Raw genomic sequence first — 16,099 nt, forward strand, 5'->3', positions numbered from 1 at the left:
GGGCTGCGCGGACGGTCCGACCGTGCCGGCGGCGGGTGGAGCAGGCCTGCCGGCCGAGCCGAGACGGGCGCCCTGCGGCCTCTGGGGCAGCACCACAGGGAAGCGCAACTCTGGGTTCGGTGCCCTGCTTCCTCTGGTTCCTCCGGGACAGAATCCGTCCCGAGGTCCGTGGGCGACATCGGTGATCGCCACAGTTACGCGCTACGCCGCCGGGCTGTCGCGGTACCCGGCCCGGTGCACCAGGTCGGGGGCCTCAAGGCCCCGGCTCCCGCAGCCTGCGGGCGAGCATGTCGCCGATCACTGCCGCGTGCCGCGTGCTCATCATGTCCCCGTGCTCGCAGTCGACTTCGAGGCGCTCCAACTCACCGGTCAGGTAGGGTCGCCAAGCCTCCGCCGCTTCTGGCTCATGGCTCAATCGTGCGGTGAAGAACACGGCGTCCCCCCGGTAGACCTTCGGGGTGTGTGCGCCCGCCAGTGCCACGTGGTGGGCCAGCGTCCTCGCGAGGTCGCGGACGGACTCCTCTTCGAGACCCGCCAGCGGCCCGTCACCGAGGTCGGTGACGGGCGCCGAACCGCTCTTCGCCGACGCCTCGTTGCGCACAGACGGCCTCGAGTACCCCAGGGAGACGAGGAGTTGGGCCACCTCGTCCCCGGGGCCGATCTCCTCGCGCGTGTCTCCGAGGGGCGGGTAGCCGTCCAACAGAGCCAGCAGTGTGACCTGTTGACCGAGGTTCTGAAGGCGCACCGCCATGGAGTGGGCGACGACCGCCCCGAACGACCAGCCGAGGAGTCGGTAGGGGCCGGTGGGCAGCACGGCGCGGACCAGGTCGACGTATGCGGCGGCCATCTCCTCGACACTCTTCACCGCACTGTCCCCGGTCCCGAAGACGGGGGCCTGGAGCGCGTAGACGGGCTGCTGGGCCCTCAGCGGATCCAGGAGCGCGGTGTACACCCGCCCGATGCCCGCACCCGGATGCACGCAGAAGAGGGGGGTGTGTGCGCCCTCGGATCGGAGGGGTATCAGCAGGGCCGTTCGCGAGGACTCCGTGGCGGTCAGGTGATGCGTCAGGGCAGCGACGTTCGCGTTCTGGAAGAGAGCTCGGACCGACAGCTCGATGCCCAGTGCGGACCGGATACGGCTGACCAGTCTTGTGGCCAGCAAGGAGTGTCCGCCGAGGTGGAAGAAGTCGTCGTCGATGCTGACCTTCTCCAGCGCCAGCGTCTCGGCGAAGAGGCGGCACATGGCCTCCTCCGTGGGCGTGCGCGGGGCGCGACCGCCCTTCGCGAAAGAGGGTTCGGGGTCGGGCAGCGACGTGCGGTCGACCTTCCCGTTGGCGGTGAGCGGCATTCTGTCCAACGGGATCACCACGGACGGGACCATGTACTCGGGCAGGTGGCGAGCGGCGTACGCGCGCAGTTCGTCGGCGTCCGGCCGCGGGGCGCCGGTCACGTAGGCGACGAGGTGTCTGTCGCCGGAGGCTGCGGTGTGCACGACGACCACGGCATGGCTCACCGCGCGGTGCTCGGCCAGGACGGATTCGATCTCACCCGGTTCCACGCGGAATCCGCGGAGCTTCACCTGGTCGTCCGCCCGGCCGGCGAACTCCAGGACGCCGTCGGGCTTGCGGCGGGCCCGGTCGCCGGTCCGGTACATGCGGGCGCCGGGTCCGCCGAACGGGCAGGCGACGAAACGGTCGGCCGTCGATGCCGGGCGGCCCAGGTAGCCACGGGCCAGGCCGGGCCCGGCGATGTACAACTCGCCGGTCACACCAGCCGGGAGAGGCTGGAGGTGCTCGTCCAGAACCAGGACCGTGGCGTTGTCCAGCGGTCGTCCGAGGGGGACGACGGCGGGGACCTCGTCCGCGTCCGTCATGACGTGCCACGTCTTCATGGCCGTCGTCTCGGTGGGGCCGTAGACGGCGACGACGTCCGTCTGTGGGCAGGCTCGCAGCAGGCGGCGCGTGGCGGCCGGGGAGACGACGTCACCGCCGGTCCACACCTCGCGCACGCCCCGGAGGCTCTTCGGGTCCTCGGACACGAGGAGTTGGAACAGCCCGGAGGGAGCCTGGACGACCGTGGGCCGCAGGGCGGCGACCGTGGAGACGAAGGTCGCGACGTCGAGGGGGCCCGGCGGGTGGACGACGATCGCGCCGCCCGTCACCAGGGGACCCCAGAATTCCGTCGTCGAGGCGTCGAACGCACTCGGCGAGTGGAGGAGCACTCTCTCGTGGCTGCCCTTCCAGAACCTTCCGTTGCCGAGCAGGTCCACGACATTGCGATGGGTGATGCCGACGCCCTTGGGCGTGCCGCTGGAACCCGAGGTGTACATCACGTGGACGAGCTGATCGGGGTGGACGGCGACCACCGGATTCCGGTCGCTCCCGCCGAACGCGGCCAATTCATCCCCGATGTCACCGGTGTCGACGGCTTCGCACCGGCCGGTCCCGGTGACGGGGTGACCCCGGTGAGTGGGGTCGACGAGGAGCAGTGACGCCTGCGCGTCCTCGATCACGGTCTCCAGGCGGGAGAGCGGCGAGCGGCCGTCCAACGGCACGAGTGTGGCGCCCAGCTTGGCGATGGCCAGCGTCGCGACGACCTGCCGGATGCCCCGGTCCATCAGGACCGCCACCGTGTCCTCGGAGGCGATCCCTCTGGCGATCAGCCGGTGGGCCAGCCGGTTCGCTCGGGTGTTGAGCCCCGCATAGGTGAGGGTCTCCTCGCCGGTGGTCACGGCGACGGCGTCAGGCCTCGCTTCCACCTGGTCTTCGAAGAGTCGGTGCACCCCCTGCTCGGTCAGCGGGTCCGACGCCGGACCCTTGCCGTCCGCCAGCAGGTGCTCCCGTTCGTCGGGCTCGAGGAAGTCGATCGCGCCGAGGGACAGGCCGGGCCGGGCCGCGACGGCCGAGAGGACACGGAGGAGCCGGCGTGCGAGCGTGTCCACGGTCTGCTCTTCGAAGAGGTCCGCCGCGAACTCGATCAATCCACTGATGCCCTGCACGTCACCGTCGGCGGACCGCCTCTCGGTGAAGCCGAACAAGAGATCGAACTTGGCGACGTTCAGGTCGACTTCCTCCAGACGGCAGGCCAGATCTCCGATACGGATCGGTTCCGACGCCCGGGTGTTGAGGGTGACCACGGTTTGCACCAGGGGATGACGTGCTGCCAGGCGGGTGGGATTCAGGTGCTCGACGATGCTTTCGAAAGGTGCTTCCTGGTGCGCGTACGCCTCAAGGTCGACCGCCCGCACCCGCTTGAGCAGTTCCACGAACGACGGATCGCCGGACGTGTCCGCGCGCAGCACCAGTGTGTTGACGAAGAATCCCACGAGGTCGTCGAGTGCCTCCTCGCCCCGGCCCGCCACCGGCGTTCCCAGCGGAATGTCGTGCCCCGCGCCCAGTCGCGTGTACAGCACCGCCACGGCGGCCTGGACGACCATGAACAGGCTCACCCGGCACTCGGCGGCCAACCGGACCAGTTGCGCGTGCACTTCGCGGTCCACGTCGAAGTGCACGGAGCCACCGCGCCGCGAGGGCACCGCGGGCCGTGGGCGGTCGTACGGCAGGGCCAGCTCCTCCGGCAGTCCCTCCAGGACGCCGCGCCAATGGCTCAACTGCCGTCCCAGCTCACCGGTCGGGTCCTCGGCGGAGCCCAGCACCGTCCGCTGCCAGACCGCGTAGTCGGCGTACTGAACCGGCAGCGGTGCCCAGTCGGGCGCCGCCTGCCTCGTGCGTGCCGCATAGGCGGTCGAGAGATCTCCGAACAGGGGGCCCAACGACCATCCGTCGGCGGCGATGTGATGCAGCAACAGCACCAGGACGCAGACTCCGCCCGGTTCGCGGAGCAGCCAGGTCCGTATCGGGATGTCCGACGCCAGGTCGAAGGCATGGGCGGCGGTCTCCCGGACGGCCGCTCTCAGCTCCGCCTCGTCGCCGCACTCCCGCACCTCAAGGGCGAGCGAGACCTCGTCGATGTCCAGCACCCGCTGGACGGGACCCCCGTGCGACTCGGGAAGGACCGTTCGCAGGCTCTCGTGCCGGACCACCACATCGCGCAGCGCGGCTTCCAGAGCGGCCACGTCCGGCGCGCTCTCGAAGCGAAGCGGCAACGGCATGTTGTAGAGCGCGCCGACGCCTTCGAACTGCGCGATGAACCACAGGCGTTGCTGAGCGAACGACAACGGGATCAATCTCTTCCTCCGGCTCAAGACCATCGACCGCGACCGGCTCCGACGAACGCGGGAATCGGAGGCGCCGCCGGGCGGCCGGGGAGGCAGGGGCCTCCCCGAGGAGAGACCGCTGGGCCCCCGAGGCCGCCCCGGGCAACTCCGTCCTCCGCGCCGCTCGCGGCACTACTCCATGTTCATCCCGCGCTCCGCGGCCCACGCGGCGATGTGGGCACGAGACCGAAGCCCGTGGCTGGTACGGATGTTGCGGATGTGCGTCTCCACGGTCCGTACCGACACATGCAGCCGCGCCGCGATCTGACGATTGGTCAGGCCATCCATGACGAGCGCGACCACTTCCCGCTCCCTCGCGCTCAGCAGGAGGTCGGCGGCGGACGGAGCGGACGTACCCTGCCTGCGCGGGTCCACGGTGATCTCCACGATCGGGTTCCGCCTGGACTCCTTGCCCGCGCGGAGAGCGGCCGCCGCACGGCCGGCCGGCAGCGCCTGGAGGGCGTCCGCGTAGGCCGCCTGCACCCGGGTGCGCCACCACGCTCCGCCCCACAGGCGTTCCTGCCCGATCTCCGTGACCGCGCCGATCAGCCGGAGCCCCACCTCGTGATGGGAGGTGCGTGCAGCCACCAGGGCGAGCCCTTCCAGCGCGCCCGCGAATTCCCGGGACTGGTCGGCGCTCTCCTCCATGACCTCGGTGAAGAACCCCTCCGCGACGGACAGGTCTCCCTTCTCCAGCGCGAGCATGCCGGCGGTGATCAGCGCGGGGCGCAGCACCCGCGGCGACCTGGCGGCGCGCAGGACGGGCAATGCCTCACCCAACCCCCGCTCGGCGTCACCGAGCGCGCCCTCCCTGAGATCCGCACGGGCCAGTCCGCTCCGGCACTGCGCCACGACAACGATGTCTTCGGGGCGGCGGGCGAGGCCGAGGGCTTCCTGGAGATCCTCTGACGCGCTGTCGACCTCGTCGACGAGTTCATAGAAGGTTCCGCGCAGGAGCAACAGTCTGCACAGCAAGGGGTCGTTGGCCAGGCTCCGTTCCCGTTCGATCGCCTGGGTGACGTGGTGGAGAGCCGTGACGAAGTCACCTTGCCCCGCTGCCCCCATGGCGGCGCCCTCCAGCACGATGCCGCGGTAGAGGGAGGAATCGGATGTACGGCCCACGGCGTCCGTAATCAGGTCTATGACATCAAACGATGAATAGGCACCGTCCTGCTCGGACAACACCGCTGTGGCCAGCGCGCCGGCCAGCAGGGCGTGGCGATCGTCGTCGTGGTGCAGTCGCCCCAGCAGGTGGGCGATGTTCTCGCCTTCCGTCGCGATGCGGCGCAGTGTCGCCGGCGGCACGTAGGTCTTCTCGTGGAGCGGAGCACATAACCCCGTGAGCCAGGAGAGCAGTAGGCCGTACGTCTCCGCCTCCTCCCCCTCGGCCGCGAGCTGTTCGTGCCCGTGCCGGCGTACGGGCTCCAGCATCCGGAACCAGGCGGCGCCCCCCTGCCCGGCGCAAGGCATGATGAGCGACTTCGCCTCCAGGGCGATGAGGAGTTCCGCCGTCTCGGCCGCGCTGTCCCGGCTCGGGCGGAAGACCGCCGCCGCGGCACCGGCCCCGAATCCTCCGGGCAGCACCGACAGACGCCGGTACAACAGCCGCTCCTCCTGGCTCAGCAGGTCATAGCTCCATTGGAGCGAGGCGCGCAGACTCTGGTGACGGCTGTCCGCCAGACGCCACCCGCTGGTGAGCAACCCCAGGACGTCGTCGAGCCGTTCGACGACCTCGGCGAGCGGAAACACCCGGACCAGCCTGGCCGCCATCTCGATCGCCAGTGGCAGGCCTTCGAGCCGTCGGCATATCTCACCTATGAACGGCGCGTTGTCCTGGGTGAGCTGGAAGTCCGAGGCGATGGTGCGCGCCCGGTCCAGGAAGAGCAGGACGGCATGCGAGCGCAGGCATTCGGTGAGGGGGGTGCCCCTGTCCGGCCGGGGCATCGTCAGTCCGCCCAGCGAGAAGACCGTTTCGCCCGGCAGCCGCAGGGGCTCACGGCTGGTCACCAGGACCCGCAGATGAGGTCGGGCCGGGAGCAGTCTGCTGAGCTGGTCGCCGCAGTCGTCGAGCAGGTGCTCGCATCCGTCCAGGACCAACAGGCGCTCGGCGTCGTACTGTTGGGCACCCGTGCTGCCGCCGGTGACGCCCGCCCCGCCCACCGCCTCGGCCAGGTGCCGCCGCAGTTCCGCCACGTCCGTCACCTGTTCGAGTGTGACCATGGCCGACGCACACCGTCTGGCGCGTTGCGCCCGGCTCGCGAGTTCCAGTGCCATACGGGTCTTCCCGACTCCGCCCGGTCCCGTGAGCGTCAGCACGCGTGCGTTCTGCAGCAGGCGCCCGGCTTCGATCATCTCGTCGGTGCGGCCCACGAAGCTGCTCAGGTGCATCAGCGGCGAGCCGATCGGCACCGCGTCGTGAGTGACCCGCTGCCGACGCCGGTAGGAGCGCTGACGGCAGGCATTCGAGCAGTAGCGGGAACGAGGGGTCACTCCGTCGGACGAAGGCGCACACCGAATGGGCATTTCACACATCTCGCATACGACTACAGTATGTGACGACACCATGTACCTGCCTTTCGCACTTCTCCGCGCTTGGACGGCCTCGCATGATCCGGACGCGGTGTGCCCGTACCGTGACTTCGCCCTGCTCACCGCAGCCTTCAGCGTCAATCCGTCCACCATTGGCACCCCGTATGACCAGCGGCAGAACAAACTCCTTGGACCACGGTGCCGCCAGGACGCGATCCAGTCGCCGTCACCGGATCAGCCGGTCGGATCGTGGACCGGCGCGGCGCCGAGCCGGCGCACTCCCGGGCCGGTCATCAGGGTGGTGACCAGAGTGACGATCGTGAGGATGCCGAACATCTGGTCGTTGACGAGTCCGGAGTCATGTCCGATGCCCAGGACGACCAGTTCCGTCAGCCCGCGCGCGTTCATCAGGAGACCGAGCGTCGCCGAGTCCCGGCGGTCCATCCCGGACAACAGGCCGGCCAGGGTGACACCGAGCACCTTCGTGACCACCGCGACGGCCAGCAGCAGAAGCAGGGTGCCGAGCGTTCCCCAGGAGAGGGGCAGGTCGCCGAGGTCCACGGAGAGACCGAACCCGACGAAGAAGCAGGGCAGCAGAAGTCGGGACATGACACCGAGGGGGCGATTCACGTTCGACTCGGACGGCAGGTCCGGCGGCCAGGCGAGGCCGAACAGGAAGGCGCCGATCAACTGGTGGATGCCGAGGAGCGCGGTGATGCCCGAGGAGGCTGCGATGCCGACGACCGCGATGGTGAGGACCAGCAGGGTTCCCGGCCGCACGTGCCGGCGCAACACCTTGGCCAGCAACAGCCGTATGGGCCACAGAATGACGACCGCCACCCCGGTGCTGAGCAGCAGGGACCGCCAGAGGCTGACCATGCCGTGTCCCTGCGCCAGCAGCAGGATGACGGTCAGCAGCACCCAGCACAGGGCGTCTCCGAAGGCCGCGGCGAAGAGGCTGAGCCGTCCGACGCGCCCGCCCTCCATGCGCAGGTCCATGAGGATGCGGGCCAGCACGGGGAAAGCGGTGATGCTGAGGGCGCAGCCGAGGAACAACGGGAAGGTCAGGCTGTCGCCCGCGGTGCCCGCGAAGCGGGCGGTCAGCGGGAGCCCGACGGCCAGGCCGGCCACGAACGGCACCAGGAGCGAGGTGAGGGCGATGAGCACCCCCTCACGGCCCGTCTGGTCCCGGTTGCTGCGTACCGCCTCCTGTCCGGTGCTGAACATGAAGAAGATCAGACCGAGTTGAGCCAGGGCGTTGATGCCGCCGATGACATTCGGCGGGAAGAGCCACTCGACGGTGCCGGGCACCAGGCGCTCCAGGAGCGTCGGGCCGAGAGCCACTCCCATGACGATCTCGCCGATCACCTGTGGCTGGCCCAGCACCACGGCGAGCCGTCCCGCCAGGTGTGCCGCTCCCACGACCACCGCGATGGCGAGCAGGAGTGCGGCCGCACCGTGGTTGTCCAACGTCAGGGCGCTGTCGGTGGCGGGATGTCGCCCACCGACGCCCTGGACGAGGAGAAGGACGCCGACCAGCAGGGGCACGGCGACCAGCAGTCCGTAGCCGATCGTTCGACGCCCAACTGGCCACCGTTCGGAGCCGGTTGACGTCGACAGCGCCGTGTCCGTCTCATGTGCGCGTTGCACCACATCCACCTCTGATTCAGGGTCGGCCATCCGGCACACCGCTCTGCGGCACCGGAATGTGGGGGAGGTCGATCCAGACACTGCCTTGTGGCTTCGCCACGGGCCGGGCTCAGGCCGGAGCAGGGCCGAGAGTGAGACCGGGAGGGATGCGCCCCGGGACCTGTGGCCCGTTGGCAGGTCGATGGTTGTTCAGGTGGGCAGCAGCCGCGCGAACGGCCCAACGGAGCGCTCTGCGGGCTGCCGCTGCGCCTGCGCCTCCGCCTGACGAGCCCTGCAGTTCCGGCCCCAGCCGATCGCGTACATCGGGGCTGCTCCTCTCGCTGAACCTGCTCCGCTCGCGTAGTGGCGTTTTCAACATATGGACGTTCGCCCGCGATCACCAGCCCATTCCCTGATCAGTCTCTGTTCAATGAGTGCTCATCACCGGTGGTCAGTTGAGGTCGCGGTCCACGGGTGTGCACACCCCGCACATCAGGACAGGACCAGGCATCTCCAGCCGAGTCGGCAGAGCGCGCGTCGCGCCCTGCCGCCTCATCGCCCTGGCGGCGTGGTACCCAGGGACGCGCGGTGCCGGCGAGCCCCTTCATCTCGCCGCACCGCCCGATGAGAGCCGGTCGTGCCACAGCCAGTCCGACACTTCCTCGATTCCTTTGGTCAGGTGTCTTCTGTAGGTACTGAAAGGCAATCCGAGCCGCGCGGCGGAGGCTTCCTGGTTGGGTGTGTCGACGAAATATGTGGCATACAGGGCGTCGAAATGCTTGCGGTTTCTCGGGTTCCTGGAAAGTGTCGTCACCGCCTCACTCAAGATCCTCTTCAGCTCGGCCCCGCTCGCTGCGACCTGTGCGGTGCACAGTTGATTTCTCTCCAGACTGTCCTCACGTTCCAGGTTCTTCAGCGCGTCTCGGACCGCCGCACGGAAGTCGGCCCGTGACATCCCGGCGCTCCGCCGTCCCCCTTGGTCGCCCCGCGACGATTTGCCACTCAATTTTCCGAAGATGCTGCGATCGGCCCAGTCTCCGAGAGGTTCTTCGGTCCAGTCATGCCCATGGATCGCGAGTGGTGCGCCGTCCAGATTCGGGAATTCCTCGATCAACGGATGCCCGATCGACGCTATCCGCCGCGACCAGACCCGCGGGTTCCGAATCGCTATGAACGACCAGATCATCCGCTCGGAGCGGATCCACTCGACGATCGTGCGGACCTGCATCGTGTCCACCACTCCGGGCGGAGCGACACGGGATCCCAGATCGACCTGGAAACGGGAAACGAGGATCTGGCCGTCGTCTCGCATTCCGCCACGCCTGTCGACATAGTCATATATCGCGGCGACGACGGGATCATTCGCCACGGCGTCCGGATCGGATTCCTCCAGGTGCAGCAACCCGTAAAAGGCGACCAGTTCGCCACTGTCGACCGCTCGGTAGACGTGGAAGTCCGACGGCTGCCGATCGAGCCAGTAGGCAACCGCAGCGGCCGATTCCGGCCCTTCACGTTGCGCCACAAGTCCAACTATTCTGTCACGATCCTCGGGTTCGTAATCGGTCTCCAGGAACCGGCTCGCCTCCTGACAGACAGGGGCACTTGCCCTGGTTCTCGTCTCACGGCACGAATGGACGAGGTTTCTGGCCGCATCCATGGCGCCCGGATCGTCCGCTGCTCTGACCTTCATCAACAGATAGCTGTGGATCTTCTGGTGCAACAAGGTGAATCTGTCGGGGTCCCGCCACCTCAGGTCCTCGGACACGACCTCTCGGATGAGGCTGTGCACACGAATACCCTTTTCACCCGCCTCCACATAGGGAAGCCTGCGCAGCCAGGAGAACACCTCGTCGACTTCACCGTCGATCACATAACACAGCAGTTCTTCGTTGGCGCTTTCAGCAATGGCGCATACTTCGAGTGCCTGCCGGTGGAGGCGCGAAGGAAGATCTCCTACAACCTTGTCGAGCACGGCACCATTGAAGGCGGCGTCCGGCTTCACGGGACCGCTGCCGAATTTCCTCCGCCGGGTCATCTCCGCTGCGAGCACCAGGGCGAGCGGGTGACCGGAGGCGAGATCGAGCAGCCCGCGGATCTCGGCGTGATGAAAGCCGTTCTCCTTGATCAGGGTACGGGCTTCACCGTCGGCCATCTCCTTGAGTTCGATGACCTTGAGCGTGCCGCTGAGTTCCGGATCGGTCCGCCAGTTCACGTCCGGCGGCACGCGGCTCGCGACAACCACCAAGGCGTTGCCGAGTCTCGCCGGCCGGAGCACGAAGCGCAGCCAGCTCTCCCATTGCTGCGCGCGATCGAAACTGTCTATGAGAAGGATGGCGTCCTCGACGGCCAGTGCCTCCAGGACCTCCGCCTGAAAATCGGAGAAATCGAACATCTCTATCGCAAGGTCGATCTCCGTCACCTTTCCCCGTCGAACCATGGCATCACCTGCCAGCTTCCGGAGAAGAGTGGACTTCCCAATGCCGCCCATCCCGTGCAGATAGACAACGGTTAAGTCGTCACTGTTCCGGGTCGCACACTTCAGGAGAAAGTCCTGTTCCGCTATTCTCCCCACAAAAACGCCGTTGCGGGCATCTGCATGGTGAATCACCTGTTACCTCCGAGGGTGAAGCAGAAACCACTGACCGAGCGGGGGAGGCCACGCTCCGACGGGAACCGCATGATCGTTTGGGCGAGCTTAGCGCAGCACGCGATTGCCTCTCGGTGGTGTCAACGAGGCGGCGTACCCCTCTCCACCTCGTCGATCAGGTCACCGAGCGGGTCCGCCTCGGCGTCCGCCGCGATCCGTCGCAGCAACTCGCTCAGCGGGACGTCCTCCAGGAACCGGGTGATCGGGACGTCGATGCCGAACCGGTCGCCCATCCGTATCAGCAGATCCACCGCGTGCAGGGAGTCGCCGCCGGCGAGGATGTACGACTGATGGAGTGCCTCGGGACCGCTGAGACCGAGCGTGTCGATGACCAGAGCGGACAGGGCGTGCTCCAGCGAAACGTCCTTCTCCTGCCCCTGCCTCTCGCCGTCCTGCGCCCCGTCGTTGCCCGTCCCGTCCGCCGCGTCCGCTGTCCGTCCCGGCAGTCTCAGCGCGCCCATGGCTTCGCCGGTGAAGACATGGGCCGTCCGGGGCCTGGTGGCGCGGTGGGGCGGTGGGGCCTCTTCCAGGACCACGTGGACGTTCGTACCGCCGATCCCCAGCGAGGTCACGCCTGCGCGCAGTGGTACGCCGTCCGCGGGGACCTGCCATTCGGATGTCCGCAGCACCAGACGGAACGGAGAGCGCGCCAGATCCGGGTGAGGACGGGTCACGCCGGGGCTCGGCACGAGCAGCCGGTTCTCCAGCATGAGAACCGTCTTGGCCAACTGCGCGATGCCCGCCGCCGCGTCCAGGTGTCCGATGTTCGCCTTCACGGAGCCCAACGCGATCCCACCTCTTTCGGCCGCGTGGAACGCCGCCGCGGCTGCGGCGATCTCCACCTGGTCGCCCAGTTCGGTGCCCGTGCCGTGCGCCTCCAGGTACTGCGCCTGCGCCGGTTCCAGGCCCGCCGCGGCCCACGCTTCGGTGATGGCCCTCGTCTGGCCCTGCACCCCGGGCGCCGTGAAACCGACCTTGCCCGCGCCGTCGTTGGTCACGGCCGAGGCACGGATCACGGCACGGACCGGGTCTCCGTCCGCCAGGGCGTCCTCCAACCGGCGCAGCACGACGAGCCCGACGCCATTGCCGGGAACGGTGCCCGAGGCCCCTTCGTCGAACGGTCGGCAACGCCCGTCCGCCGCGTAGATGCCGCCCTTCTGACAGTGGTAGCCGCGCGGCTCCACGGCGTCCACGGCCACCCCGCCCGCCAACGCGGTGTCGCACTCCCCCAGCATCAGGGCCTGCACCGCCAGGTGAACGGCGGTGAGCGAGGTGGAACAGGCGGTCTGCACCCCGATGCTGGGACCGTCCAGACCCAGCCGGTACGAGATCCAGGGGGCCAGGAACTCCCGATCGGTGAGGATGCGCGTCTGCAAGTCCCCGACAGGATCGCCGGCTTGGTGCGCCGAGCGGGCCGCGAACATGTGCTCGGTGATGCTGCCGCCGGCGAACACACCGGTCCGGGCCGGTGGTGCGTACGGGTCGAGACCCGCGTCCAGCAGAGCGGACCACGCGGTCTGCAGCAACAGCCGGTGCTGCGGATCCAGTACGGCGGCGTCCGTCCGGCTGAAGCGGAAGAGGGCATGGTCGAAGCGGTCGGCATCGGCGAGCCAGCCCTTGGTGGGTACGTACTCCGCGCGCCGGACCTCCTCCTGCGGCACTCCCGCCGCCAGCAGCTCGTCCGCTGTGAAATCGCGCAAGGAGCACACGCCGTCCCGCAGGTTCTCCCAGTACCGGTCGAGATCGGGAGCGCCCGGGAACCGTCCACTGAGACCGATGACGGCGACGGCGCCCTCCACGGAGTACTGGGTCATCACACGCTGCCTTTCGGTTCGTCGGGCGATCGGGCGTCGCGCAGCCCGGCGGTCCGGGCACGACGGCGCAGGCCGCGCTGTCGCGCCTCGGCGACGGAGTCCGCGTCGTCGTTCGGCGGGCCGGTCCCGGACCGTCCGGCCAGTCCGTCCAGGTGGGCGGCGAGTGCGGCGACCGTCGGAAACCTGAACAGGTCCACGAGGGCCAGGCCCTCGGTGTCGCCGTCGGCCGGTTCCGCCCGCAGGGCGCTCAGCACGGCCAGTGTCCTGAGCGAGTTGCCGCCGAGGTCGAAGAAGTTGTCGTGCGTCCCGATCCGGTCGTGTCCCAGCACCCGGGACCACACCCCGGCCAGCCGGTGCTCGGTGGCGGTGACCGGCCGGGCAGCGGGTTCGTCGTGTGTGAGCCGGGCGACCGAGGGGTCGGGCAGTCTCGCCCGGTCGATCTTCCCGGAGCGGTTGAACGGCAGGGCGTCGGTGTACACGAAGTGCTCCGGCACCATGTAGCCGGGCAGTCGCTCCGCGAGATGGGAGCGCAGTTCGCCGACTCGGGGGTGGGAGCCGGCGGTTCGGACGACGTGGGCGACCAGCCGACGGTCGTCGGGACCGCCGACGGCCGCGACGGCCGCCATCACCACCTCGGGGTGGGTCGCCAACGCGCTCTCGATCTCGGCGAGTTCGACACGGAAGCCGCGCACCTTCACTTGGGCGTCGACGCGCCCGAGGTAGTACAGCTCCCCGTCGGGGCCGTATCTGCCCAGGTCCCCGGTGCGGTACATGCGCGATCCCGGCGGGCCGTACGGATTCGCGACGAAGCGTTCCGCCGTCATGGCCGGCCCGTTGACATACCCACGGGTCAGGTTGGCGCCGGCGATATGGATCTCGCCGGTCGCCCCTCGTGGCGCCGGTCGAAGCCGGTCGTCCAGTACGACGACCGACGCGCCGCCCACCGGCCGTCCGAGGACGACGGGTTCACCCGGTACCAGTGCGGCCGTGGTGGAGTACACCGTCGTCTCCGTCGGACCGTACACATTGAGGACCCTCCGCCCTGGGGCGGCCCAGCGGGAGACCAGTTCGGCGGGGCACGGCTCCCCGCCCACCGCGAGGGTGCGCAGCCGGGGCAGTCGGTCGCCGGGGCCGGGTACCGAGAGGGCCGCGGTCGGTGGCAGTACGACGTAGGTGATGCGGGACCGCCGCAGCCGCTCCAGCAGGTCCTCGCCGAGCCGTTCGTCGGCTGTCGCGATGTGCAGTTCTGCGCCGGCCGTCCAGGTGAAGAAGAGGTCAGAGACAGCCGGGTCGAAGCCGAAGTTCATGTACTGCAGCACCCGGTCGTCGGCGCCGATCCCGAAGTCCCCGCGCACCGACTGGGCGAGGTTCGTCAGAGCGCGGTGCTCGACCGCGATGCCCTTGGGCGTGCCGGTGGAACCTGAGGTGTAGATGACGTAGGCGAGTTGGGAGGGTGCCGGAGGCGTGGGCTCGAAGGAGGCCGTGGGGCCTAATGTGTCGGTCCGCAGGACCGGTACGCCCAGTTCGGCGGCGAGGTACTCGGTCTCGGGGGCAGCGAGCACCACGCGCATCGCCGAGTTCTCGGCCATGTGGGCGAGCCTGGACGGTGGATTGCCGGGGTCCAGGGGAACGTACGCGCCGCCCGCTCGGAGCACCGCGAGTGCGGCCGTGCACATCTCGGCGGACCGGGGCAGTAGCAGGCCCACGGTCACTTCGGGACCGACCCCGAGCGACCGAAGGCGTGACGCCAGTCCGTCGGCGCGGTCGAGGAGTTGCCGGTAGGTGAGGGTCGTCGTCCGGTCGGTGACGGCCACTGCATCGGGCCGTTCCGCGGTTCGCGCGGCGACCAGTTCCGTGACCGCCGGGCCGTCTATCGCCTCGGCGGTTCGGTTCGCGGCCTCCAGGAGCAGTTCCTGTTCGTCGGCGCTCACGACGCGCTCGGCCGCCAAGGGTGTGTCCGGGGCGTCGAGCAGGCGCTCCAGCAGGGCGCGAAAGTCGGTGCTCCACCGCCGTACGGTGGCCGCGTCCAGCAGGTCGGCCGAGTACGAGAAGTGCGCCGTCACCTCCTCGCCCGTCCGTTCGGCGGTCATCGCCAGATCGAAACCTGCCGTGGGCGCGGGCAGGGGAATCCGGCGTACGTCGGCGCCCGCGATCTCGAAGGTCGGCGGGGCTTCCTCGTAGGCGAAGGCCACGTGGACGAAGGGCTTCTGAGCGGTCCTGCCGGGAGCCGAGGCGTCGACCACGTCGACGTAGGGTGCGTCCCTGTGAGACTGTCCCGCGAGCATGCGGGTCCGGGTCCGCCGCATCAGGTCGGCGAAGGTCGGAGAGCCCGTCAGGTCCGCACGAACGGCGAGCAGAGTGGTGAACGGGCCCACGATGTCTTGGAGTTCACTTCGTTCGCGCCCGGCTGAGGGTACTCCCACGATCAGATCGTCCGTCGCGCAGAGACGGCCGAGGAATGCGCTGAACGCGGCGAACAGCGTCATGAACGGCGTGCAGCGGTGTCGATATGAAACTTCGTCAAGTCGTTTGCACAGAGCAGAGTTCAGGACGATGGCCGCCGTGCCTCCGTCGGCGGTACGGCGTGTCGGTGGCGTCCGGTCGGTGGGTAGCCGGACAGCCGGTTCGGCTCCGCGCAGCTCGTCCGTCCAGAACGCCACGGCCTCGGTGTAGCCGCCCGAGTCACGCCACTCGCGGTCCCAGAGCGCGAAGTCGCCGTAGTGAACCGCCGGTTCGGCCGGTTCCCACGGCGCACCGGCACCGAATGCGGTGTAGGCCGCGGAGAGTTCGCCCAGGAGCAGCTGCCAAGACCGTCCGTCGCACACGAGTTGGTGGGCGACGAGGAGGACCTGGGTGCTGCCGTCCGCCACGCGGTACACGATCGCGCGCAGCAGCGGGCCTGATGCGGGGTCGAAAGGGCGTGCCGCCTCGGTGAGCATCCGGTCGTGCACCTCGCCGACGGACACGTGGTGCTCCACGACGTCGGCGTGCACGGCGTCGGCCGGCACGACCCGTTGCACCGGACCGGCGTCCGACGGGCCGACGACCGTGCGCAGCGCCTCGTGGCGGCCGACGACCGTGTGAACGGCGCGGCGGAACGCCTCGGTCTCGAACGGACCGCGCACGGCGAAGGCGACGGGTACGTTGGCCCGGCCGGAGTACAGGCCGGAGCGGGCCGTCGCCATCAGCCCTTCCTGAGCCGGTGAGACGGGGAACTCTTGGGTCATGTCCAACTCCCGGAAGGGTGGCGACCTGAACGGGTTG

Annotated in this window: 6 protein-coding genes; all 6 read right to left on the bottom strand. The window is 69.1% G+C overall.

Features of this window, described 5'->3' with window-relative positions; translation table 11 throughout:
• Positions 1-253 precede the first annotated feature (253 nt).
• The 6 genes from RCR19_RS40115 to RCR19_RS40140 all read right to left on the bottom strand — a co-directional run bounded on the left by RCR19_RS40115 (position 254) and on the right by RCR19_RS40140 (position 16,062).
• Positions 254-4,177 carry an amino acid adenylation domain-containing protein gene (locus RCR19_RS40115; protein WP_331270031.1) on the bottom strand — a complete coding sequence of 1,308 codons (3,924 nt, stop codon included), beginning with the start codon at positions 4,175-4,177 and terminating at the stop codon, positions 254-256.
• A 171-nt stretch (positions 4,178-4,348) separates the two neighbouring features.
• The gene (locus tag RCR19_RS40120; RefSeq protein ID WP_331270032.1) at positions 4,349-6,706 is read right to left on the bottom strand and encodes a LuxR C-terminal-related transcriptional regulator; all 2,358 of its coding nucleotides are present in this window, start codon (positions 6,704-6,706) and stop codon (positions 4,349-4,351) included.
• A 273-nt stretch (positions 6,707-6,979) separates the two neighbouring features.
• Positions 6,980-8,395: a cation:proton antiporter gene (locus RCR19_RS40125; RefSeq protein ID WP_331270033.1), complete on the bottom strand. Its 1,416-nt coding sequence runs from the start codon at positions 8,393-8,395 to the stop codon at positions 6,980-6,982.
• A gap of 583 nt (positions 8,396-8,978) precedes the next feature.
• The gene (locus RCR19_RS40130) at positions 8,979-10,793 is read right to left on the bottom strand and encodes a hypothetical protein (RefSeq protein ID WP_331270034.1); all 1,815 of its coding nucleotides are present in this window, start codon (positions 10,791-10,793) and stop codon (positions 8,979-8,981) included.
• 308 nt (positions 10,794-11,101) lie between these two features.
• A complete protein-coding gene (locus RCR19_RS40135; RefSeq protein ID WP_331270035.1) occupies positions 11,102-12,835 on the bottom strand; it encodes a beta-ketoacyl synthase N-terminal-like domain-containing protein in 1,734 nt (577 codons plus the stop codon).
• Positions 12,835-16,062, bottom strand: coding sequence for an amino acid adenylation domain-containing protein (locus RCR19_RS40140; RefSeq protein WP_331270036.1), 3,228 nt, complete (start codon positions 16,060-16,062; stop codon positions 12,835-12,837). Before RCR19_RS40140 ends, RCR19_RS40135 begins: the two co-directional genes overlap by 1 nt.
• Positions 16,063-16,099: the final 37 nt, after the last annotated feature.

This window comes from Streptomyces sp. WAC07094, assembly GCF_036320405.1.
In the GTDB taxonomy this organism is placed as follows: Bacteria; Actinomycetota; Actinomycetes; order Streptomycetales; family Streptomycetaceae; genus Streptomyces; species Streptomyces lannensis.

What these genes read in the sequence shown, in the direction of transcription:
- RCR19_RS40135 (WP_331270035.1), bottom strand. Translation starts at nt 12,835, where the DNA reads ATGACCCAGTACTCCGTGGAGGGCGCCGTCGCCGTCATCGGTCTCAGT.
- RCR19_RS40140 (WP_331270036.1), bottom strand. Translation starts at nt 16,062, where the DNA reads ATGACCCAAGAGTTCCCCGTCTCACCGGCTCAGGAAGGGCTGATGGCG.